Origin of the sequence: Pseudomonas sp. KB_12, from assembly GCF_052114545.1 — a bacterium.
In the GTDB taxonomy this organism is placed as follows: Bacteria; Pseudomonadota; Gammaproteobacteria; order Pseudomonadales; family Pseudomonadaceae; genus Aquipseudomonas; species Aquipseudomonas brassicacearum.
In genome coordinates this window covers 47,158-67,707 of sequence record NZ_JBFREY010000009.1, presented here as the reverse complement: position 1 = coordinate 67,707, position 20,550 = coordinate 47,158, and the positions used below count along the sequence as shown (strand labels likewise).

The window sequence follows — 20,550 nt, the reverse complement described above, 5'->3', positions numbered from 1 at the left end:
ACCGGCGCGCAACTTACCCTCGATAAACCGATCCAGCAAAACTTTTAGTTATTTAATTGCTCCTGTTGCCGCCGCCGCGATGGCAGCGACAACAGGAAGATGCTTCAGGCCGGCTTATTTACCGGATTTGATCTTGGTCCAGCTGCGGGTCATGATCCGCTGGGTCGCGGCTGGCAGGTCGGCAATCGCGTAAAGCTTGGCTTGCACGTCTGCCGGCGGGTAGATGCCCGGGTCGCTGGTGATTTCCTTGTTGACCAGCGGCGTGGAGGCCGCGTTGCCGTTCGGGAAGCTCACGGTGTCGGTGATTTCAGCCATGATTTCCGGCTTCTGCAGGAAGGTCATGAACTTGTAGGCACCCTCGACGTTCTCGGCATCCTTGGGGATGGCGACCATGTCGAAGAAGCTGCCAGCACCTTCCTTCGGAATGTTGTAGCTGACTTTAACCTTGCCGCCGGCTTCGGCCGCACGGGACTTGGCCTGGTAGATATCGCCCGAGTAGCCGACCGCTACGCAGATGTTGCCGTTGGCCAGGTCGGAGATGTACTTGGAGGAGTGGAAGTAGCCGATCGAAGGACGGATCTTGAGGAACAGCGCTTCGGCTTCAGCCAGCTGTTTCTTGTCCTGGCTGTCGGTCGGATAGCCCAGGTAGTGCAGTGCCACCGGGATCATCTCGGTCGGCGAGTCGAGGAAGCTGATGCCACAGGCTTTCAGCTTGGCCGCGTTTTCCGGCTTGAACAGCAGGTCCCACGAGTTGGTCGGCGCGTCGGCACCCAGCGCGGCCTTGACCTTCTCGGCGTTGAAACCAATGCCGATCGAACCCCACATGTACGGGAAGGCGTGTTCGTTGCCCGGATCGCTCACGGAAACGGCCTTGAGCAGGTCGGTGTTCAGGTTTTTCCAGTTGGGCAACTTGGACTTGTCGAGTTTCTGGTAGACCCCGGCCTTGATCTGCTTGGCCAGGAAGTTGTTCGACGGCACCACGATGTCATAACCGGACTTGCCGGCCAGCAACTTGGCTTCCAGGGTTTCGTTGCTATCGAACACGTCGTAGACGACTTTGATCCCCGACTCTTTCTCGAACTTGGCGACGGTGTCCGGCGCAATGTAGTCGGACCAGTTATAGACGTGCAGCACTTTATCGTCCGCCTGAACAGCGCCCGCCATCACGCCCATCAGGGACATGGCGAGGAGGGTCTTGCCAGCTATCTTCATACCTAATGCCTTCATGAAAAAATGCTCCAGTTATTCTTCTTAGCCACAGTTCAGTAGCCGGCTCGCGGGCAACTTGAACAGCCGGTAGTCTGGCAAGTTACAGGCCAGGCTTTCAACACAAGCCCAGCCTTTTATTCTCGCTGGGCGAGGCCCTCGCAGGCACCTCGCTCAGAGCCTAGCACTTAGCCTTGCAACGCACTGAGCGTCAGGTCCAGGCACTGCCGCGCCTTGGTCACCAATTCATCGATCTCGGCCTTGCTGATCACCAGCGGCGGCGCAATGATCATGGTGTCGCCCACCGCGCGCATGATCAGCCCGTTATCGAAGCAGAACTGCCGGCAGATCATGCCCACGCCCTTGCCTTCGTAGCGCTTGCGCGTGGCCTTGTCCTGAACCAGCTCGATCGCCCCCAGCAAACCGACCCCGCGCACTTCACCCACCAGCGGATGATCGTTCAGTTCCCGCAAACGCTTCTGCAAATAGGGTGCCGTTTCAGCATGGACGCGCTCGATGATCTTTTCGTCGCGCAGGATGCGGATGTTTTCCAGGGCCACTGCCGCGGCCACCGGATGACCGGAATAGGTAAACCCGTGGTTGAAGTCGCCGCCTTCGTTGAGCACCGCGACCACGTCGTCACGCACGATCAGCCCACCCATGGGGATGTAGCCGGAGGTCAGGCCCTTGGCGATGGTCATCATGTGCGGTTTCAACCCGTAATGATCGGTACCGAACCACTCACCGGTACGGCCGAAGCCACAGATCACTTCGTCGGCCACGAACAGGATGTCGTACTTGGCGAGGATTTCCTTCATGCGCGGCCAGTAGCTGTCCGGCGGCACGATCACGCCACCGGCGCCCTGGATCGGCTCGGCGATGAAGGCGCCGACGCTGTCCACGCCGAGCTCCAGAATCTTTTCTTCCAACTGGTTGGCCGCCCACACACCGAACTCTTCGGGGCTCATGTCGCCGCCTTCGCCGAACCAGTAAGGCTGGGCGATGTGGACAATGCCCGGGATCGGCAGGTCGCCCTGCTCGTGCATATAGGTCATGCCACCCAGGCTCGCGCCGGCCACGGTCGAGCCGTGATAACCGTTCTTGCGGCTGATGATGACTTTCTTGTTCGGCTGGCCCTTGATCGCCCAATAGTGGCGGACCATCCGCAGCATGGTGTCGTTGCCCTCGGAGCCGGAGCCGGTGAAGAACACGTGGTTCATGCCTTCAGGGGCGATGTCGGCGATGGCTTTGGACAATTCCAGCACTGGCGGGTGGGCGGTCTGGAAGAACAGGTTGTAGTACGGCAGCTCGCGCATCTGTTGACTGGCGGCGTCGGCCAGTTCCTCGCGGCCATAACCGACGGCCACACACCAGAGGCCGGCCATGCCGTCGAGGATCTTGTTGCCTTCACTGTCCCAGAGGTAGACACCCTTGGCGTGGGTGATGATGCGCGGGCCTTTCTCTTTGAGCTGCTTGAAGTCGCTGAACGGCGCCAGGTGGTGATCGTTGCTCAGGGCCTGCCATTCACGGGTTTGCGGGTTATTGCGGGTCATGCCAATTCTCCTGTTATCGGTGAGGGCGAAGCTGCCTGAAGCAGCCCCGCCCGGCGCTTCAGACGGCAAAGAGCAGGAATTCCCGCTCCCACGAACTGATGACGCGCTTGAAGTTTTCATGCTCGGCCCGCTTGACCGCGACGTAGCCTGTGATGAATTTCTTGCCCAGGTATTTCTCGATGGTGGTGCTGTTTTCCATGCGTTCCAGGGCGTCTTCGATGGTCAGCGGCAAACGCAGGTTGCGGCGTTCGTAGCCTCGGCCCACCACCGGCGCGCTCGGGTTGATGCCTTCGACCATGCCGATGAAGCCACACAGCAGGCTCGCGGCAATCGCCAGGTACGGGTTGGCATCGGCGCCCGGCAAGCGGTTTTCCACCCGACGGTTCTGCGGCCCGGCATCCGGCACGCGCAGGCCCACGGTGCGGTTCTCTTCGCCCCACTCCACGTTCACCGGCGCCGACGTGTCCGGCAGGAAGCGGCGGAACGAGTTGACGTTGGGGGCGAACAGCGGCAACAGCTCGGGGATGAATTTCTGCAAGCCACCGATGTGGTGCAGGAACAGATCGCTCATGGTCCCGTCTTCATTGGAGAAGACGTTCTTGCCGGTTTCCTTGTCGATGATGCTCTGGTGCAAGTGCATCGCACTGCCCGGCTCGCCGGTCATGGGCTTGGCCATGAAGGTGGCAGCCACGTCGTGCTTGAGTGCCGCTTCGCGCATGGTGCGCTTGAATACCAGGATCTGGTCGGCCAGGGACAGGGCGTCGCCATGACGGAAATTGATTTCCATCTGCGCCGTGCCGTCCTCGTGGATCAGGGTATCGAGGTCCAGTTCCTGCAGCTCGCACCAGTCGTAGACGTCTTCGAACAGCGGGTCGAATTCGTTGGCCGCCTCGATCGAAAAAGACTGGCGGCCGGTTTCCGGGCGGCCGGAGCGGCCAATGGGCGGTTGCAGCGGAAAGTCCGGGTCGTCGCTGCGTTTGGTCAGGTAGAACTCCATTTCCGGCGCGACGATCGGCTGCCAACCCTTGTCGGCGTAGAGCTTGAGCACTTTCTTGAGCACGTTGCGCGGCGACAGCTCGATGGGGTTGCCCTGCTTGTCGTAGGCGTCGTGGATGACCTGGGCTGTGGGCTCGATGGCCCAGGGCACAAGGAATACTGCGTTCTCGTCCGGGCGGCAGATCATGTCGATGTCGGCAGGATCGAGCAGTTCGTAATAGATGTCGTCTTCGACATAGTCGCCCGTCACGGTCTGGAGCAGAACGCTCTCGGGCAGGCGCATGCCTTTCTCGGCGATGAACTTGTTGGTCGGCGAGATCTTGCCCCGGGTGATACCGGTGAGGTCGCCAATCATGCATTCGACTTCTGTGATCTTGTGGTCTTTCAACCAATCGGTGAGCTGGTCGAGGTTGTTACTCATAAATGCCTCTAGGCGTGAGTTTCCTGACTGCTATTAATCGTCAGGCGTTGTTTGACGCATCGGCGTCGCGTTGTGCTGCCCTTGCTCGGCAGGCATCGCCAAATGCCTGGAAAATCGCAAGGTAGTGCGGGTTAGAGCTTACCTCCCATTCGGGGTGCCATTGCACACCTAAAGCAAAAGCCTTGCCTTCTGGCACCGAAATAGCCTCGATCAGGCCGTCGGGGGCCACCGCTTCGGCCCGCAACCCAGGCGCCAGGCGCTCGATGCCTTGGCTGTGGATCGAGTTGACCTCTATCAGCTGGGGCAGCCCCAGGCCTGCCAGTACGCCGCCAGGCTGGATATGCACGGCGTGGGCAGGGCCGTATTGGACCTCCACCGCTTGAGTATCGTCTTCACGATGATCGATGAAGGTTCCGACTTCGTGAACTTTCTGATGCAGGCTGCCGCCAAAGGCTACGTTCATCTCCTGGAAACCTCGGCAAATGCCCAGCACCGGGATGCCCGCAGCGACAGCGGCGCGGATCAGCGGCAAGGTGGTGGCGTCCCGTGCAGGATCATGAGCAGTGCCTGGCGCACTGGCCGGGCCCTGGTAATGAAAAGGTTCTACATTGGAAGGAGAGCCGGTAAAGAGAATACCGTCCAGGGCGTCCAGAATATCGGACGGCGGGAACAGATCCGCCAGGGACGGAAGCAGCACTGGCAGGCCCTTGGCGGCTGTCGCGACAGCCCGGGAATATTTATCGCCACTGATGTGATAAGCATGCAGACCAATCTGCCTGGAGCAGGTGGTGACGCCGATTAACGGCAGGCCAGACATGAAGCACCCCGGTATTATTGCTGTTATGGGTTTGAATCGAGCTTAGCCTTGTTCATTTTTTTACACAACACCCCCGTAAAAAATACAACACGGCCCGCTCAAGCCCGCGGGCGCCAAGACCCTTAAAGGGAAAAAAACGCCCTAAATTGCCTCAAAAAAGCCTTGAAGGTGCTTTTTTAGGGCAAAAAAGGCCCTGCTTGACTTCGGCATGCCGTTCGGGTTGACTGGCTTTCGAAGAGATCAATGATTGATATTTTTAACAACAAAGGTGTTGCATCATGTCGGTACCCCCGCGTGCCGTTCAGCTTAACGAAGCGAACGCGTTCCTTAAGGAACATCCTGAGGTTCTGTACGTTGACCTTCTGATTGCGGATATGAATGGTGTGGTGCGCGGCAAGCGCATAGAACGCACCAGCCTCCACAAGGTTTACGAGAAAGGCATCAACCTGCCGGCCTCTTTATTTGCCCTGGATATCAATGGCTCTACGGTGGAAAGCACCGGCCTGGGTCTGGACATCGGCGATGCCGACCGGATCTGCTATCCAATCCCTGACACCCTGTGCAACGAGCCTTGGCAGAAGCGCCCTACTGCGCAACTGTTGATGACCATGCACGAACTCGAAGGCGAGCCTTTCTTCGCCGACCCGCGTGAAGTCCTGCGCCAAGTCGTGACCAAGTTCGATGAACTGGGCCTGACCATCTGCGCCGCATTCGAGCTGGAGTTCTACCTGATCGACCAGGAGAACGTGAATGGACGCCCACAACCGCCTCGCTCGCCGATCTCCGGCAAACGCCCGCACTCGACCCAGGTCTACCTGATCGATGACCTCGACGAATACGTCGATTGCCTCCAGGACATTCTGGAAGGGGCCAAGGAGCAAGGCATTCCCGCCGACGCCATCGTCAAGGAAAGTGCCCCGGCGCAGTTCGAAGTGAACCTGCACCACGTGGCCGACCCGATCAAGGCCTGCGACTATGCGGTCCTGCTCAAGCGTCTGATCAAGAACATCGCCTACGACCATGAAATGGACACCACCTTCATGGCCAAGCCGTATCCGGGCCAGGCGGGTAATGGTCTGCACGTCCACATCTCGATTCTTGATAAAGATGGCAAGAATATCTTTGCCAGCGAGGATCCCGAGCAGAACGCCGCACTGCGTCACGCGATCGGCGGTGTGCTCGAGACCCTGCCCGCGCAGATGGCTTTCCTCTGCCCGAACGTCAACTCCTACCGTCGTTTCGGCGCGCAGTTCTACGTGCCAAACTCGCCGACCTGGGGCCTGGACAACCGCACCGTGGCTTTGCGCGTCCCTACCGGTTCGGCCGATGCCGTGCGCCTGGAACACCGCGTCGCCGGCGCCGATGCCAACCCCTATCTGCTGATGGCCGCCGTGCTGGCGGGCGTACACCATGGCCTGACCAACAAGATCGAGCCCGGTGCGCCGGTGGAAGGCAACAGCTACGAACAGAACGAGCAAAGCCTGCCGAACAACCTGCGCGATGCCCTGCGCGAGCTGGACGACAGCGAAGTCATGGCCAAGTACATCGACCCGAAATACATCGATATCTTCGTGGCCTGCAAGGAAAGCGAGCTGGAGGAGTTCGAACACTCCATCTCCGACCTCGAGTACAACTGGTACCTGCATACCGTGTAAGCGGCTGCGGTAAACAAGAAACGCCGCAGGCCTTATGGCCTGCGGCGTTTTTTTATGTATTTGGGTGAATGGCCGCCTTCGGCGGATCGCGAGCAAGCTCGCTCCCACAGGGGATTTTCGGTGCACTGATTTGAGGGTCAGCACACACCCAATGTGGGAGCGAGCTTGCTCGCGATGGCGACCGGGAAGACAACACAGGACCCGACTCGTACAATGCCCGGCAGCCCCGCAGGAGACGTCCATGACGCGCATCGCCACCCCCCGCAAACCCCGCGCACGCAGCCAGGCCCGGATCGACACCATTCTTGATGCCGCCCGTACGCTGCTTGCCGCCGAAGGCGTGGCCAGCCTGTCGATCTACAGCGTCGCCGAGCGCGCCGGGATCCCGCCCTCTTCCGTGTACCACTTCTTCGCCAGCGTCCCGGCCCTGCTCGAAGCCCTGACCGCCGACATCCACGCCGCCTTTCGCGCCGGCCTGCAAGCACCGATCGATCATGCGGCGTTGAACCACTGGCACGACCTGTCACGGCTGGTGGAACAGCGCATGCTCACCATCTACAGCCAGGACGCCGCCGCTCGCCAACTGATCCTGGCCCAGCACGGCCTGACCGAAGTCATCCAGGCCGACCGCCAGCACGACCTCGAGCTGGGCGACCTGATGCATAAGGTGTTCAACCACCATTTCGAGCTGCCGAGCTTGCCCAAAGACGTCGACGTATTCGCCCTGGCCATGGAACTGGGCGACCGCGTCTACGCCCGCTCGGTACAACAACACGGCCAGATCACCCCGCGCATGGCCGAAGAAGGCATGCGGGTGTTCGATGCGTACCTGGGGCTGTACCTGCCGCCGTATCTGCCCAAGCGTGAAGCCCTCTGACCCATTGATCGTACCCACGTCCGCGTGGGAAGGCAGCCAGGGACGCTCCGCGCGCCCAAGAGCCGAACGCGGAGCGTCCGTAGAGGCATTCCCACGCAGAGCGTGGGAACGATAAGCCCCGAAGGGCTCACGCCGTCCGGGGCTGTGGGTCAAGCATCGCTCACAACTTGGCGATAGACACCTCGGTGGATTTGACGAAGGCAATCACTTCGCTGCCGATCGCCAGTTCCAACTCCTTGACCGAGCGGGTAGTGATGACCGACGTGACAATGCCCGAAGCGGTCTGCACGTCGATTTCCGACAGCACGTCGCCTTCGACGATTTCCTTGATGGTGCCTTTGAACTGGTTGCGTACGTTGATGGCTTTGATAGTCATGGTGTCGATTCCTGTCTGGATGAAGTTATTGCGCCCAACGCAATTGCGTGGGCAAGGGTGAAACGGGTTCGGGTTCCGGCGGTTGGCCGGGCAAGGACAGCACACGGTTGAGAACTTCGGTTTCCAGGCTCGCCAGGCGATGAGAACCGCGAACCCGTGGGCGTGGCAGGTCGATGGGCAGGTCGAGGCCGATCTGGCCGTCCTCGATCAGGATCACCCGATCGGCAATCGCTACCGCCTCGCTGACGTCGTGGGTCACCAGCAACACCGTGAAACCGTGCTGCTGCCAGAGGTTTTCGATCAGTTGCTGCATCTCGATGCGGGTCAGTGCGTCCAGCGCCCCCAAGGGTTCGTCGAGCAGCAACAGGCGTGGCTGATGAATCAGCGCGCGGGCCAGGGCCACTCGTTGTTTCTGCCCGCCGGACAACGCCGCCGGCCACTCATGGGCGCGGTCGGCCAAGCCGACGGCTTCCAGTGCTTGCAGCGCCTGCGGGCGCCAGTTGCCTTTTAATCCAAGGCCGACGTTGTCGATGACTTTTTTCCAAGGCAGCAAACGCGCTTCCTGGAACATCAACCGCGTGTCCTGTTGCGCAGCACTCAGCGGCGCCGAGCCCGCCAACAGTTGACCATCGGTAGGCTGATCGAGACCGGCCAGCAACCGCAGCAAGGTACTTTTGCCACAGCCACTGCGACCGACCACGGCCACGAACTGCCCGGCCGGGATATGCAGGTCGATGTCGCGCAACACCTGGCGTGTGCCGAAGGTTTTTTGCAGCTTGCGCACCGCCAGCGGGATGCCACGCAGCAGGCGCGGAGGTTGTTGGGCGGTCATGCGGCACCTCCCTTGTTCACTTGGTAGGCCGGGTGCCAACGCAGCCAGACCCGCTCAAGCCCACGGGCGGCAAGGTCGGCCAATTTGCCCAGCACGGCATACAGAAGAATCGCCAGCACCACCACATCGGTCTGCAGGAACTCCCGGGCATTCATCGCCAGATAACCGATGCCGGAGCTGGCCGAGATGGTTTCCGCCACGATCAGCGTCAGCCACATGAAACCCAGGGCAAAGCGCACACCCACCAGGATCGAAGGCAAGGCGCCCGGCAAAATCACCTGGCGAAACAGGCTGAAGCCGGACAAACCGTAGCTGCGGGACATTTCCACCAGCGCCGGGTCGACGTTGCGAATGCCGTGGTAGGTGTTGAGGTAGATCGGGAACAACGTACCCAGCGCCACCAGGAAAATCTTCGCCGACTCATCGATGCCAAACCACAGGATCACCAGCGGAATCAGCGCCAGGTGCGGCACGTTCCGCACCATCTGCACCGAACTGTCCAGCAGGCGTTCGCCCCATTTCGACAAACCGGTGATGAAGCCCAGGGCCAGGCCGATGCCGCCGCCGATCAGGAATCCGACTGCTGCGCGCCACCCGCTGATCGCCAGGTGCGTCCAGATCTCGCCGCTGCGCACCAGGCTGATCCCGGCCTCGATCACGGCCACAGGTGCCGGCAGGATCCGCGTGGATAACCAACCGGCCGATACCGACAGTTGCCATACCGCCAGCAACAGCAGTGGCACCGCCCAGGGCGCGAGGGTGTGGATGATTTTCTTCATGGCCGCCTCAGCTCTGGGACGCAGCTTTGGGAAGAATATCGTTGGCGACCATTTCACCGAACGGGCTCACATAGCCCTGGCTTTTCGGTAATTCCGGACGCTCGACGTCCAGGTGTGGGAACAACAGTTCCGCTACGCGATAGGACTCTTCCAGGTGTGGATAACCGGAGAAGATAAAGGTGTCGATGCCGAGGTCAGCGTATTCCTTGACCCGCGCCGCCACGGTCGGGCCATCGCCCACCAGCGCCGTACCGGCACCGCCGCGCACCAGGCCGACGCCGGCCCAGAGGTTGGGGCTGACTTCCAGCTTGTCGCGACGGCCACCGTGCAGCGCGGCCATGCGTTGCTGGCCCACTGAGTCGAAGCGCGCCAGGGAAGCCTGGGCACGGGCGATGGTGTCGTCGTCCAGGTGGGAGATCAGCCGGTCGGCTGCTTGCCAGGCTTCGGCGTTGGTTTCACGCACGATCACATGCAGGCGGATGCCGAAGCGTACCGTACGCCCCAATTTCGCAGCCTTGGCCCGTACTTGTTCGATCTTTTGCGCGACGGCTGCTGGCGGCTCGCCCCAGGTCAGCACCATTTCCACCTGCTCGGCGGCCAAATCCTGGGCGGCTTCCGACGAGCCACCGAAATACAGCGGCGGACGCGGTTGCTGGATCGGTGGATAGAGCAGCTTGGCGCCCTTCACACTGATGTGCTCACCGTCGTAATCCACGGTTTCGCCTTCCAGCACCCGGCGCCAGATGCGGGTGAACTCCACCGACGCCTGGTAGCGTTGCTCGTGGTCGAGGAACAGGCCGTCGCCGGCCAGCTCATCCGGGTCGCCGCCGGTCACCAGGTTGAACAACGCACGTCCGCCGGACAGCCGGTCCAGGGTCGCAGCCTGACGCGCGGCCACCGTCGGGGAAATGATCCCGGGACGCAGGGCAACGAGGAATTTCAGGCGCTGGGTCACCGGAATCAACGAAGCGGCCACCAGCCAGGAGTCCTCGCAGGAACGCCCGGTGGGGATCAGCACACCGCCGAAACCCAGTCGATCCGCCGCCTGGGCGACTTGTTGCAGGTAACCGTGATCGACGGCGCGGGCGCCTTCGGCAGTGCCAAGGTAATGGCCGTCGCCGTGGGTAGGCAGGAACCAGAAAATATTGAGGCTCATGGAGTGGTCTCCTAAGGAATCGAATTACTGCGCTTTCGCAACGGCCGCCGGCGGCGTCCAGATCACGTCCTTGATGCTCAAGGGTTTGGGAATCAATTTGAGCTGATAGAAGCTGTCGGCGATTTTCTGCTGCGCCGCCACCACCTCCGGCGTGAGGAACAACGCCCCATAGCCTTGGCGTTTCACCGACGTCAGGGTGATGTCCGCCGGCAGGCCGAGCAGCGGCGATACCTGCTTGGTCACGTCGTCAGGATTGGCCCTGGACCACTCCCCCACTGCGCGCACCTCTTCCACCAGCGTCGTGATGACCTGGGGATTTTTTTGCGCATAGGGTTTGGTGGCCAGGTAGAACTGGTGGTTATCGACGATGCCTTTGCCGTCACGCAGGGTGCGTGCCTGCAACTGCTGTTCGGCGGCAGCCTGGTAAGGATCCCAGATCACCCAGGCGTCGACGCTGCCACGCTCGAACGCGGCGCGGGCGTCGGCCGGTGGCAGGAAAACGGTCTGGATGTCGGAATACTTCAGGCCGGCATCTTCCAGCGCTCGTACAAGCAGGTAGTGAACGTTGGAGCCTTTGTTCAGCGCGACTTTCTTGCCCTTGAGGTCTTGCACCGATTGGATGGCCGAGCCTTTGGGCACCAGGATCGCCTCGCTGGTGGGCGCCGGTGGCTCGTAAGCGACGTAGAGCAGATCGGCGCCTGCGGCCTGGGCAAACACCGGCGGGGTTTCACCGGTCACGCCAAAGTCGATGGAACCGACGTTCAAGCCCTCAAGCAGCTGCGGGCCACCGGGGAACTCGGTCCATTGCACGTCCACGCCTTGGGCGGCGAGACGTTTTTCCAATGTTCCCTTGGCTTTGAGCAGCACCAGGGTGCCGTATTTCTGGTAACCGATCCGCAAGGTCTCGGCTTGAGCTTGAGTAATGACGCCGAGGGACACAGCCGCAGCAAACAGAGCGACCAGCCCGCGACGCAAAATGACAGTGCGCATGGCGCCTCTCCTTTTTGCTGTGGGGTTTTGGCTGCACCTGCTTGGCCGTTGGCGGCTGAGTAAGGTGAGTTGAATCAGGGTGTTCGGGGGTCAAATGCTCCAGCGAGCACTCAACAAACGTTCGTTCAATACATTTGGGTCCAACGGCCTGGGCCGACGGGCCATGGCGCTGAAAAACTGTTCCAGCGCCTCGTCCAGGCGCTGTTGCAGGGCCGGTACCAATTGCGCCTGGGCGCTGCCTTCGCCATAAGCGATCTGGCTATCTTCAGCAAAGATCCCATGGAGCATTTCCTGGGCCTTGAGCGCAGACAACACCGGCTTGAGGGCGTAGTCCACTGCCAGCATGTGGGCGATGCTGCCGCCGGTTGCCATCGGCAACACCACTTTATGAGCCAGGGCCCGTTCAGGCAGCAGGTCCAGCACGGTCTTCAGCGCACCGGAAAAAGACGCCTTGTACACCGGCGTGGCAATCAACAGGCCGTCGGCATTTTCGATCTGCTGGAGCAGGTCGATCACCTTCGGGCTGTCGAAACGGGCATGGAGCAGATCTTCGGCCGGAAAGTCGCGTACCTGATAGCTCACCACTTCCACACCTTGCTGCTGCAACCAGCGTTGCGACCGCTCCAGCAGCACCCCGGAGCGGGAGCGTTGGCTGGGACTGCCACCGAGTGAGACGACCAACATGCCTGCCATTCCTTAACTGTCACGTGCGATTCGCGGTGGGCGATCTCGCTGTATGGGTCAAACCATAACAGGGGATTAATATATCTTTAAATCATATTTATTCATTTGGTTATGCAATTTGGAGATATGAAACCCACTCTCTTCAAGCAATAAAAAAAGGCCGTCGAAACGGCCAAAACCCTTGGTGCACAGAAATCCCCTGTGGGAGCGAGCTTGCTCGCGATAGCGGTGTATCAGTCGACATCGACGTTGGCAGATCCGACGCCATCGCGAGCAAGCTCGCTCCCACAGCTTCAGAGTCAGGTTCAGGGGTTGCGTCAGCGGTTGGGCTGCGGGGTCAGGCGCAGGTAAGGCTTCACGGCGCGGTAACCCTTGGGAAAACGCTGCTTGAGTTCCTCTTCATCCTTGAGCGACGGCACGATCACCACTTCATCGCCGTCCTGCCAGTTGGCCGGGGTGGCGACTTTGTAGTTGTCGGTCAATTGGAGCGAGTCGATCACCCGCAGGATCTCATTGAAATTGCGCCCGGTACTGGCCGGGTAGGTAATGGTCAGGCGGATCTTCTTGTTCGGGTCGATCACGAACAAGGAACGCACAGTCAAAGTGTCGCTGGCGTTGGGATGGATCAGGTCGTACAGGTCCGACACCTTGCGGTCGGCATCGGCCAGGATCGGAAAATTGACCACGGCGTTCTGGGTCTCGTTGATGTCCTCGATCCATTTGTGGTGCGAGTCCACCGGGTCAACCGAGAGGGCAATGGCCTTGACCCCGCGCTGGGCGAATTCGTCCTTGAGCTTGGCGGTCAGGCCCAACTCGGTGGTGCACACCGGGGTGAAATCCGCCGGGTGGGAAAACAGCACGCCCCAGCTGTCGCCGAGCCATTCGTGGAAGCGAATCTTGCCGGCGCTGGAATCCTGTTCGAAGTCGGGGGCGATGTCGCCGAGTCTGAGGCTCATGGTGCGGCTCCTGGATGAGGTTGTTGTGAGCCCAACTTTGCACCGCTTTCGATTGCTTTAAAAAGAATAAATATCCATTTATCTAGATCGATAGGGAATATAAAAAACTGTTCACTGGCGCCACAACACATAGCGGCCCAAGATCATTTCCGAGGTTTCGAGAAGGCCTCGAGTTGCTGAAAAGAGGAGAAGGTTCGGGGAAGGCTACAGGGGTGGGCCAGACCCGAAACGCAAAAGCCCCGCCCGGCGTGTTGCCGGGCGGGGCTTTTTTTTGTTTTGTACCCACACTGCGGAAATTATTGACGCGATTTCAGGACGAGCGGCTAGGATAGGCAGCATGAACACTCAAGCCTTGTTGGCCCATCTGCAAAACCATCTCCCTGGACTGCTGGCGGTTTACCTGTTCGGCAGCCATGCACAGGGCACCGCCGGGCCTGACAGTGATGTCGATTTGGCTGTGCTCTTGTCCGGCGAGGTCGATCCTGTGTCGTTATGGCAGCTTTCAGGGGATTTGGCGGATATCGCGGGCAGTCCGGTGGATCTGATCGATCTACGCGAGGCAACGACCGTGATGCAGTACCAGATCCTTACCCGAGGTCAGAGGCTCTGGGCCAGAGACGTACAGGCGGGGTTGTTCGAGTGTTTTATTCTCAGCGAAAAAACCGCTCTCGATGAGGCTCGGGCGGGATTGCTCAAGGATATTCAGGAAGAAGGCAGCGTGTATGGCCGATGACGTACTGATCAATAAAGCAGCGAGTATCGAGCGTTGCGTCGCCAGGGTGCGAGAGGAATACGAGAAAGATCCCGCTACGTTTGCCACCGATTTCACTCGCCAGGATTCGGCCGTCCTGAACATCCAGCGTGCGTGCGAAGCGGCACTGGATATGGGACAGCATTTGATTCGACGTGAGCGATTGGGGGTCCCGCAAAGTGCCCGCGATACATTCGAGTTGCTTTTTCAAGGGGGCTGGGTGGAAGAAGGCCTGGTGAAGAACCTGAAGAACATGGTGGGCTTCAGGAATATCGCCGTGCATGACTACCAAGCCCTGCAGTTGCCGATCATGGTCGCGATCATTACCGGACATCTGGATGACTTTCTTGCATTCAGCACATTCATCCTGCGTAAGGACGCGGCGGAGTCCGCACCATAGCGGCGGGAACGCTAAGAGAACCCTCTCGCGTCCCCAAAAACGCAAAAGCCCCGCCCGGCGTGCTGCCGGGCGGGGCTTTTTTTACTTCGCTACGTCTTACATGAAGTTGTAAGTGTAGTTGAAGATCAGGCGGGTCTGATCCTGGTCGGCAATACCGGTGCTGCTGCCACGGTAGGTACCGTGACGCAGGGTGGTGCCGAAGCCTTTCAGAGGGCCTTGCTGGACGACGTAGTCCAGGCGCATGTCACGTTCCCACTCGGAAGTGTCGCTGCCGCCGGTAGCCGACTTGATGTCATCACCGTGCAGGTAGGCAATCGAAGCCTTCAGGCCTGGAGCACCCAGGGCCGTGAAGTCGTAGGAGTATTGACCGAAGGTGGTGTTTTCACCAGCACGGACAAACGCGTTGATCATGCTGTCGGTGAACAGGTAGAAGCTGGAACCACCCGCGCCTTCGTTACGACCGGCGTCATTGAGCAGGCTGCCCTGGTTCAGGTAGACGAAGCCACCGTCATCACCGACTTGTTGGTGACCCAACAGGAACGCGCTGCCACCCAAGGTGTAAGTGAACATGGCGCTCCAGGTCTTGTTATCGACCTCGCCCGGGTTCTTGGCGTAGCCACCGTTGTTGTTGAAGCGATAGCCCGCATCACCGTTGCGGCCATCCGAGCTGCTGTCGAAGTAACGCAGGTCAGTCTTGAACGACTGGCCTTCGCTGATCGGGAAAACGTGTACTGCGCCCAGGAAGTGCTGCTTGTAGTAATCCTGCAGGTTGGCGTAGTAGTACTGCAGCGTCAGGTCCTTGGTGACCTTCCAGTCGGCACCGCCGTAACGGAACTGGTTGCTGTCTTCAGTACCGCCGTTTACCGACATGCCAGTGCTGTTGGTGCCGGCACGACCCACAACGTGTTCCAGCTGACCGGCGTTGAACGTCACATTGTCGATTTCCTTGGAGGTGATGGTGCCACCTTCAAAGGTTTGCGGCAGCAGACGACCGTCGCTGGCGACCAGGATCGGCAGGTTAGGCGCCAGGGCGCCACCCAGGTGGGCCTCGGTCTTGGAGAACAGCGCCTTCACGTTGCCGGACAGACGGCTCCAGTCGTGTACGGCGGAGCCATCGGAATCGCTTGGAACGAAGGAGTTGGTATCCGGGTGATGGCCTCTGCCGCCATCGAGGTGGATACCGACCAGTGCTTGGGCATCGATACCGAAACCAACAACACCTTGAGTGAAGCCGGACTTGTAGTCGAATTTCAGGCCAGTAGCCGTCTCACGCTGGTCATTGCCGCCTTCGCGGTTATCGTTATCAAAGTACAGGGTACGAGAACTGACAGACGCCTTGCTGTCCTCGATAAAACCAGCGGCGCCTGCCTGCTGCGCCAAAACCCCAACGGCCACAGCCAGGGCCAAGGTGGACTTGTTCATGCTTCGCTCCTCTCGTTTTCTAATTCTTGTGTGTCTTTGGTTCCGGATCGAACGCCCGGATTCCGCGGATGCGCGATTAGCGCCAGACCGTGACTGACAAGTCAATCGTAACCATTTATGACTACGACTATGGTCTAACCCCTCTACACCGGATCGCAGAATAATGGATTGTTTATAATTCCAAAAAGAATTGTTTCAACAGTTTTCAGCTCATTTCGACATATGAGTGCCATCACGGCACCATCAGGCCGTGACATGACTTATCGGCGACGCAGGGAATTACTGAATGCTGATTCGTCGGGGATTTACGAGGCCCGCGAATTCTTGGCGGCGAGATCTGTTTGCGCGCCTCCTGCGCCTTCGATTCCTGTTCAAGACTGCGCGCGCATGCCGCGATCTTGACGTGTTCCAGACTAGCTGCTCATTGTCTGAAATCAAGAAGATCGCGACAGCGCGAATTTTCCGACGGCCGCTTACAAGGATTTTTCGAAGATTTTCGAGTTGCGCTGGTAGTTGTAGAGCGAAGCCCGCGCCGCCGGCAGGCGCTCGACACTGCTGGGTTCAAAGCCACGTTCACGGAACCAGTGGGCGGTCCGGGTCGTCAGCACGAACAGCGTCTTGAGCCCCTGGGCGCGGGCCCGGGTTTCGATCCGCTCCAGCAGCTCATCGCCCCGGCCACCATGGCGGTACTCCGGGTTCACGGCCAGGCAGGCCAGCTCCCCGGCGTCCGAATCGGCAATCTGGTACAACGCCGCGCAAGCGATGATCATGCCTTCGCGCTCGACCACGCTGAACTGCTCAATCTCGCGCTCCAGCACTTCGCGGGAGCGACGCACCAGGATCCCCTGCTCTTCCAGCGGGCTGATCAGGTCCAGCAGGCCGCCAACATCCTCAATGGCCGCTTCGCGTACCACCTCGAATTGCTCCTGGGCCACCAGCGTCCCGCTGCCATCGCGGGTGAACAGTTCGGCCAGCAGCGCACCGTTCTCGGCATAGCTGACGATATGGCTGCGCGCGACGCCGCCCCGACAGGCCTGGGCTGCCGCATCCAGCAATTCGGCCTGATAGTCGCTGCCCAGGCGTTGCATATGGCCCGGAACCTGTTGCGGGCGCAATTCGCGAACCAGCCGCCCGTCCTCACCGATAAGCCCCTGTTCGGCACCGAACAGCAGCAGCTTGTCGGCTGCCAGGTCGATGGCTGCCCGGGTGGCAACGTCTTCACAGGCGAGGTTGAAGATCTCTCCGGTGGGCGAATAACCCAACGGCGACAGCAGCACGATGGAGCGCTCGTCCAGCAAGCGATTGATGCCCTTGCGATCGACCCGGCGCACTTCACCGGTGTGGTGATAATCCACGCCTTCGAGCACGCCGATGGGACGCGCGGTGACCAGGTTGCCGCTAGCGACCCGCAGCCGCGAGCCCTGCATGGGCGAGGACGCCATGTCCATGGACAGGCGGGCCTCGATGGCGATGCGCAACTGGCCGACCGCGTCGATCACGCACTCCAGGGTCGCGGCATCGGTGATGCGCATGCCGTGGTGGTAATGAGGCGTGAGGCCCCGTGCAGCGAGGCGGGTCTCGATCTGCGGGCGCGAACCATGGACCAGCACCAGGCGCACGCCGAGGCTGTGCAGCAGCACCAGGTCATGGACGATGTTGCCGAAATTAGGGTGTTCCACCCCGTCGCCGGGCAGCATGACGATGAAGGTGCAATCGCGGTGGGCGTTGATGTAGGGCGAAGCGTGACGAAGCCAATTGACGTATTCGGGCATGAACCTGGACCTGTAATAAATAACAGCCAAAACAAAGACGAAACAGAACGCACAACGGGGCTGGTGGTTATCGTCGGAACAGGCTTGGCGACACGCGCGCTCTCCTCATGTGATGAATACGGCCCCGCAAGGGGGCAATTTAACCGACCGTGGCCGGCGTCAGGCAGTAATGGCCGATCAACTGCCGCAACAACTGTACGGTAGGTTGCAAACGTGACATTTCAAGGTACTCGCCCGGTTGGTGGGCGCAGGCGATATCGCCAGGGCCGAGCACCAGGGTTTCGCAGCCAAGGCGCTGAAGATAAGGCGCTTCGGTGCCAAACGCCACTGCTTCGGCACGATGGCCGGTAAGTCGCTCGGCCACCCGTACCAGCTCGCAGTCTTCGGCCTGCTCGAAGGGTGGCACTTCGGGGAACAGCGGTGCGTAGTCGATCTTGACTTGATGGCGTTCGGCGATGGGGTTCAGCTTCTGTTGGATCGCCGCCCGCAGCACTTGCGGGTCCATGCCCGGCAACGGGCGCAGGTCGAATTCCATGGAGCATTGGCCGCAGATGCGGTTGGGATTGTCGCCGCCATGGATGCAGCCGAAGTTCAGGGTCGGTTGTGGCACGGTGAACTGCGGGTTACGGAACTCACGTTGCCATTGCAGGCGCAGTCCGCGCAGTTCGCCCATGGCATCGTGCATGGCTTCCAGCGCGCTGTGGCCCAGGCTCGGATCGGAGGAATGGCCGCTGCGCCCGAGAATGTCGATGCGCTCCATCATCACGCCTTTGTGCAGGCGAATCGGCCGCAGGCCGGTCGGCTCACCGATCACCGCCGCGCGCCCCAGTGGTCGCCCGGCATCGGCCAGGGCCCGGGCGCCGGACATGGAGCTTTCTTCGTCGCAGGTCGCGAGGATCAGCAGCGGTTGCTTGAACGGTTGGTCCAGCAGCGGCTTGACCGCTTCGATGGCCAAGGCGAAAAAACCCTTCATGTCACAACTGCCCAGGCCCACCCAGCGGCCATCGACCTCGGTGAGCTTCAGCGGATCGGTCTGCCACAACGCGCCGTCGAACGGCACCGTGTCGCTGTGGCCAGCCAGCACCAGCCCGCCGGGACCGCTGCCAAAACTGGCCAGCAGGTTGAATTTGCCGGGGTTGACCTGCTGGATATCACAGCAGAACCCCAGCTCGGTGAGCCAGCCTGCCAGCAGCTCGATCACGGCACTGTTGGACTGGTCCAGCCCAGGCTGGGTACAACTGACCGAAGGTGCGGCGATCAGGGCAGCGAATTGATCTTTCATGGACGGCAAAGGCATCGCTGACTCCGGGCTTACAGATTGGCGTTCATCATAGAACCATCTGGACCCAGGAATAAACCTAGGGCGAGTGAGTCCTGTACACTGCACGGCCTTGGCAGCCACACCTTCCCCCGGCTGCACACCCGATCCCTGGATTTTCCGGCCATGCAGAAAGAAACCGAAATCAAACTCCGCGTCAGCCGCGAGACCCTGGCAGCCTTGCGCGAGCATCCGCTGCTGAAAAAACGCAACAAGAGTGGCTGGGAACGCCACGAACTGATGAACCAGTATTTCGACACGCCGGAGCGTGACCTGGCCCAGGCCAAGGTCGCCCTGCGCCTGCGTCGTGACGGCGAAGAGGTGATCCAGACCCTCAAGACCCGCGGCCAGAGCGTCGCCGGCTTGTCCGAGCGCAACGAGTACGATTGGCACCTGCCCAAGGCCAAGCTCGACCTGAAGAAGCTCGACGGCGAATGCTGGCCCGAGGCCTTGGCCGAACTGGACAAGAAAACCCTCAAGGCCATCTTCACCACCGATTTCGTTCGCGAACGCGCTGAAATCGCCTGGGGCCGTGGCAAAAGCAAGGTGGTCATCGAAGCCGCCCTGGACCTGGGCCATGTGGTGGTCGGCAAGCAGAAGGAAGAAATCTGCGAACTGGAGCTGGAACTGCGCGAAGGCGAACCCGCCGCCCTGCTGGAACTGGCCGCCGAGCTGGCCGCGACCCTGCCCCTGATGCCCTGCGACATCAGCAAGGCCGAGCGTGGCTATCGCCTGTATGACGCGGGCAGCTACGCCCTGAGCCTGCCAGCGCCACAACTGACCGCCGAAACGCCGCTGGATGACGCCTTCGCCGCGCTGAGCTGGCACCTGCTCGGCAGCAGCCAGCGCCTGGCCGAACAATACCGTTTCAACGGCCATTGGCGCCTGCTGCAGGACTGGGTGGAAAACCTCGCCGAACTGCGTGCCCTGCTCAGCAGCCTCGGCCAGGCCGCGCCGCGCCAATCGAGCCACGACTTGCGCCTGGCCCTGGACGCGTTGCTGGAAGACTGGCGCCCACTGGTCCAGGCCGGCCTGGATGACGAAGACGTGCGCAAGGCGGCACCGGAACAGTTCCTTGAAGAGCTGCAAGACCCGCGCTGGGGCCTGTTTTCCCTCAACACTTCACGCTGGCTGTTGGCGCGCAGCTGGGCCGCCGAGCGCAACACCCGTGGCAATCGCCAGGGCGCGGCGCAACTGGGCAGCTGGCTGCCGCGCCTGCTCGGCGAAGAATCCTCGTCCCTGCAACTGCAACGCTACCAGCAGCAGCCGGAAGACCTGGCCGAGCAACTGCCGCGTATCGAACGCATCCAGGCCTGGCTGCACCACGCCCGCCATGTGCTGGAGATCCCGGAAATGGATCGCCTCTACGGTGAACTGAACAAACTGGCGCAATTGGCCAACCAACCGATCACCGACGAAACGCTGGATGCGCGCAAGCAACAGGCGATTGCGGTTTACCAGAATCGGGCCTGGAAGACTTTGTTGCGCCTGTAAGATCGCCATCGCGAGCAAGCTCGCTCCCACAGGGGTCTATATCGAGATCCAATGTGGGAGCGAGCTTGCTCGCGATGAGGCCAGCACAAACACCG

General features: G+C 60.6%; 19 protein-coding genes. 5 read left to right on the top strand and 14 right to left on the bottom strand.

Annotation, left to right across the window (positions count from 1 at the left end; genetic code table 11):
• Window positions 1-114: 114 nt before the first annotated feature.
• From AB4Z20_RS09440 to AB4Z20_RS09425, 4 genes are all read right to left on the bottom strand, one after another.
• Window positions 115-1,212, bottom strand: coding sequence for a polyamine ABC transporter substrate-binding protein (locus AB4Z20_RS09440; protein ID WP_214510141.1), 1,098 nt, complete (start codon window positions 1,210-1,212; stop codon window positions 115-117).
• Between the two features lie 182 nt (window positions 1,213-1,394).
• On the bottom strand, window positions 1,395-2,759 hold the full coding sequence (locus tag AB4Z20_RS09435; protein WP_442089786.1) for an aspartate aminotransferase family protein: 1,365 nt from the start codon (window positions 2,757-2,759) through the stop codon (window positions 1,395-1,397).
• A 58-nt stretch (window positions 2,760-2,817) separates the two neighbouring features.
• Window positions 2,818-4,176 carry a glutamine synthetase family protein gene (locus tag AB4Z20_RS09430; RefSeq protein ID WP_003206640.1) on the bottom strand — a complete coding sequence of 453 codons (1,359 nt, stop codon included), beginning with the start codon at window positions 4,174-4,176 and terminating at the stop codon, window positions 2,818-2,820.
• 40 nt (window positions 4,177-4,216) lie between these two features.
• On the bottom strand, window positions 4,217-4,993 hold the full coding sequence (locus AB4Z20_RS09425; protein ID WP_442089785.1) for a gamma-glutamyl-gamma-aminobutyrate hydrolase family protein: 777 nt from the start codon (window positions 4,991-4,993) through the stop codon (window positions 4,217-4,219).
• A 278-nt stretch (window positions 4,994-5,271) separates the two neighbouring features.
• Here AB4Z20_RS09425 and AB4Z20_RS09420 point away from each other — a divergent pair, with 278 nt between their 5' ends.
• Both AB4Z20_RS09420 and AB4Z20_RS09415 read left to right on the top strand, forming a co-directional pair.
• Window positions 5,272-6,648: a glutamine synthetase family protein gene (locus AB4Z20_RS09420; RefSeq protein WP_003177396.1), complete on the top strand. Its 1,377-nt coding sequence runs from the start codon at window positions 5,272-5,274 to the stop codon at window positions 6,646-6,648.
• A 241-nt stretch (window positions 6,649-6,889) separates the two neighbouring features.
• A complete protein-coding gene (locus AB4Z20_RS09415; protein ID WP_024617268.1) occupies window positions 6,890-7,525 on the top strand; it encodes a TetR/AcrR family transcriptional regulator in 636 nt (211 codons plus the stop codon).
• Between the two features lie 160 nt (window positions 7,526-7,685).
• Here the strand turns inward: AB4Z20_RS09415 and AB4Z20_RS09410 are convergent, their stop codons facing one another.
• The 7 genes from AB4Z20_RS09410 to AB4Z20_RS09380 form a co-directional block, all read right to left on the bottom strand.
• On the bottom strand, window positions 7,686-7,901 hold the full coding sequence (locus tag AB4Z20_RS09410) for a TOBE domain-containing protein (RefSeq protein WP_003177394.1): 216 nt from the start codon (window positions 7,899-7,901) through the stop codon (window positions 7,686-7,688).
• Between the two features lie 25 nt (window positions 7,902-7,926).
• Window positions 7,927-8,733, bottom strand: coding sequence for an aliphatic sulfonates ABC transporter ATP-binding protein (ssuB, locus tag AB4Z20_RS09405; protein ID WP_003206644.1), 807 nt, complete (start codon window positions 8,731-8,733; stop codon window positions 7,927-7,929).
• Window positions 8,730-9,512, bottom strand: a complete 783-nt coding sequence (gene ssuC, locus AB4Z20_RS09400) for an aliphatic sulfonate ABC transporter permease SsuC (protein WP_253470291.1) — start codon at window positions 9,510-9,512, stop codon at window positions 8,730-8,732. The genes ssuB and ssuC overlap by 4 nt, the downstream gene beginning before the upstream one ends.
• Before the next feature lie 7 nt (window positions 9,513-9,519).
• On the bottom strand, window positions 9,520-10,668 hold the full coding sequence (ssuD, locus tag AB4Z20_RS09395) for an FMNH2-dependent alkanesulfonate monooxygenase (RefSeq protein ID WP_018610594.1): 1,149 nt from the start codon (window positions 10,666-10,668) through the stop codon (window positions 9,520-9,522).
• A 24-nt stretch (window positions 10,669-10,692) separates the two neighbouring features.
• The gene (locus AB4Z20_RS09390) at window positions 10,693-11,658 is read right to left on the bottom strand and encodes a sulfonate ABC transporter substrate-binding protein (protein ID WP_223472092.1); all 966 of its coding nucleotides are present in this window, start codon (window positions 11,656-11,658) and stop codon (window positions 10,693-10,695) included.
• Window positions 11,659-11,748: 90 nt separating this feature from the next.
• Window positions 11,749-12,342 (bottom strand): NADPH-dependent FMN reductase, encoded by a 594-nt coding sequence (ssuE, locus tag AB4Z20_RS09385; RefSeq protein ID WP_223472091.1) that lies wholly within the window; start codon window positions 12,340-12,342, stop codon window positions 11,749-11,751.
• 317 nt (window positions 12,343-12,659) lie between these two features.
• Window positions 12,660-13,298: a peroxiredoxin gene (locus tag AB4Z20_RS09380; protein WP_024617266.1), complete on the bottom strand. Its 639-nt coding sequence runs from the start codon at window positions 13,296-13,298 to the stop codon at window positions 12,660-12,662.
• A gap of 337 nt (window positions 13,299-13,635) precedes the next feature.
• On the opposite strand from AB4Z20_RS09380, the gene mntA reads away from it, so the two are divergent.
• Together mntA and hepT are read left to right on the top strand one after the other, a co-directional pair.
• Window positions 13,636-14,031 (top strand): type VII toxin-antitoxin system MntA family adenylyltransferase antitoxin, encoded by a 396-nt coding sequence (gene mntA / locus AB4Z20_RS09375; protein ID WP_014340760.1) that lies wholly within the window; start codon window positions 13,636-13,638, stop codon window positions 14,029-14,031.
• Entirely contained in the window at window positions 14,021-14,449 is a 429-nt protein-coding gene (gene hepT / locus AB4Z20_RS09370; protein ID WP_214510042.1) for a type VII toxin-antitoxin system HepT family RNase toxin, read from the top strand. The genes mntA and hepT overlap by 11 nt, the downstream gene beginning before the upstream one ends.
• Window positions 14,450-14,545: 96 nt before the next feature.
• On the opposite strand, the gene AB4Z20_RS09365 is transcribed toward hepT, so the two are convergent.
• From AB4Z20_RS09365 to argE, 3 genes are all read right to left on the bottom strand, one after another.
• On the bottom strand, window positions 14,546-15,871 hold the full coding sequence (locus tag AB4Z20_RS09365; protein WP_339479487.1) for an OprD family outer membrane porin: 1,326 nt from the start codon (window positions 15,869-15,871) through the stop codon (window positions 14,546-14,548).
• A gap of 473 nt (window positions 15,872-16,344) precedes the next feature.
• Window positions 16,345-17,643 (bottom strand): amino-acid N-acetyltransferase, encoded by a 1,299-nt coding sequence (gene argA, locus AB4Z20_RS09360; protein WP_214510044.1) that lies wholly within the window; start codon window positions 17,641-17,643, stop codon window positions 16,345-16,347.
• A gap of 139 nt (window positions 17,644-17,782) precedes the next feature.
• Window positions 17,783-18,940 (bottom strand): acetylornithine deacetylase, encoded by a 1,158-nt coding sequence (argE, locus tag AB4Z20_RS09355; RefSeq protein ID WP_253470296.1) that lies wholly within the window; start codon window positions 18,938-18,940, stop codon window positions 17,783-17,785.
• Window positions 18,941-19,087: 147 nt separating this feature from the next.
• Here argE and AB4Z20_RS09350 point away from each other — a divergent pair, with 147 nt between their 5' ends.
• On the top strand, window positions 19,088-20,455 hold the full coding sequence (locus AB4Z20_RS09350; RefSeq protein ID WP_442089784.1) for a CYTH domain-containing protein: 1,368 nt from the start codon (window positions 19,088-19,090) through the stop codon (window positions 20,453-20,455).
• The last annotated feature ends 95 nt before the right edge of the window (window positions 20,456-20,550 follow it).

What these genes read in the sequence shown, in the direction of transcription:
- AB4Z20_RS09365 (WP_339479487.1), bottom strand. Translation starts at nt 15,871, where the DNA reads ATGAACAAGTCCACCTTGGCCCTGGCTGTGGCCGTTGGGGTTTTGGCG.
- argE (WP_253470296.1), bottom strand. Translation starts at nt 18,940, where the DNA reads ATGCCTTTGCCGTCCATGAAAGATCAATTCGCTGCCCTGATCGCCGCA.
- hepT (WP_214510042.1), top strand. Translation starts at nt 14,021, where the DNA reads ATGGCCGATGACGTACTGATCAATAAAGCAGCGAGTATCGAGCGTTGC.
- AB4Z20_RS09435 (WP_442089786.1), bottom strand. Translation starts at nt 2,759, where the DNA reads ATGACCCGCAATAACCCGCAAACCCGTGAATGGCAGGCCCTGAGCAAC.
- ssuD (WP_018610594.1), bottom strand. Translation starts at nt 10,668, where the DNA reads ATGAGCCTCAATATTTTCTGGTTCCTGCCTACCCACGGCGACGGCCAT.
- AB4Z20_RS09380 (WP_024617266.1), bottom strand. Translation starts at nt 13,298, where the DNA reads ATGAGCCTCAGACTCGGCGACATCGCCCCCGACTTCGAACAGGATTCC.
- AB4Z20_RS09390 (WP_223472092.1), bottom strand. Translation starts at nt 11,658, where the DNA reads ATGCGCACTGTCATTTTGCGTCGCGGGCTGGTCGCTCTGTTTGCTGCG.
- AB4Z20_RS09440 (WP_214510141.1), bottom strand. Translation starts at nt 1,212, where the DNA reads ATGAAGATAGCTGGCAAGACCCTCCTCGCCATGTCCCTGATGGGCGTG.
- ssuC (WP_253470291.1), bottom strand. Translation starts at nt 9,512, where the DNA reads ATGAAGAAAATCATCCACACCCTCGCGCCCTGGGCGGTGCCACTGCTG.
- AB4Z20_RS09425 (WP_442089785.1), bottom strand. Translation starts at nt 4,993, where the DNA reads ATGTCTGGCCTGCCGTTAATCGGCGTCACCACCTGCTCCAGGCAGATT.
- argA (WP_214510044.1), bottom strand. Translation starts at nt 17,643, where the DNA reads ATGCCCGAATACGTCAATTGGCTTCGTCACGCTTCGCCCTACATCAAC.
- ssuB (WP_003206644.1), bottom strand. Translation starts at nt 8,733, where the DNA reads ATGACCGCCCAACAACCTCCGCGCCTGCTGCGTGGCATCCCGCTGGCG.
- AB4Z20_RS09415 (WP_024617268.1), top strand. Translation starts at nt 6,890, where the DNA reads ATGACGCGCATCGCCACCCCCCGCAAACCCCGCGCACGCAGCCAGGCC.
- ssuE (WP_223472091.1), bottom strand. Translation starts at nt 12,342, where the DNA reads ATGTTGGTCGTCTCACTCGGTGGCAGTCCCAGCCAACGCTCCCGCTCC.
- AB4Z20_RS09410 (WP_003177394.1), bottom strand. Translation starts at nt 7,901, where the DNA reads ATGACTATCAAAGCCATCAACGTACGCAACCAGTTCAAAGGCACCATC.
- mntA (WP_014340760.1), top strand. Translation starts at nt 13,636, where the DNA reads ATGAACACTCAAGCCTTGTTGGCCCATCTGCAAAACCATCTCCCTGGA.
- AB4Z20_RS09420 (WP_003177396.1), top strand. Translation starts at nt 5,272, where the DNA reads ATGTCGGTACCCCCGCGTGCCGTTCAGCTTAACGAAGCGAACGCGTTC.
- AB4Z20_RS09430 (WP_003206640.1), bottom strand. Translation starts at nt 4,176, where the DNA reads ATGAGTAACAACCTCGACCAGCTCACCGATTGGTTGAAAGACCACAAG.
- AB4Z20_RS09350 (WP_442089784.1), top strand. Translation starts at nt 19,088, where the DNA reads ATGCAGAAAGAAACCGAAATCAAACTCCGCGTCAGCCGCGAGACCCTG.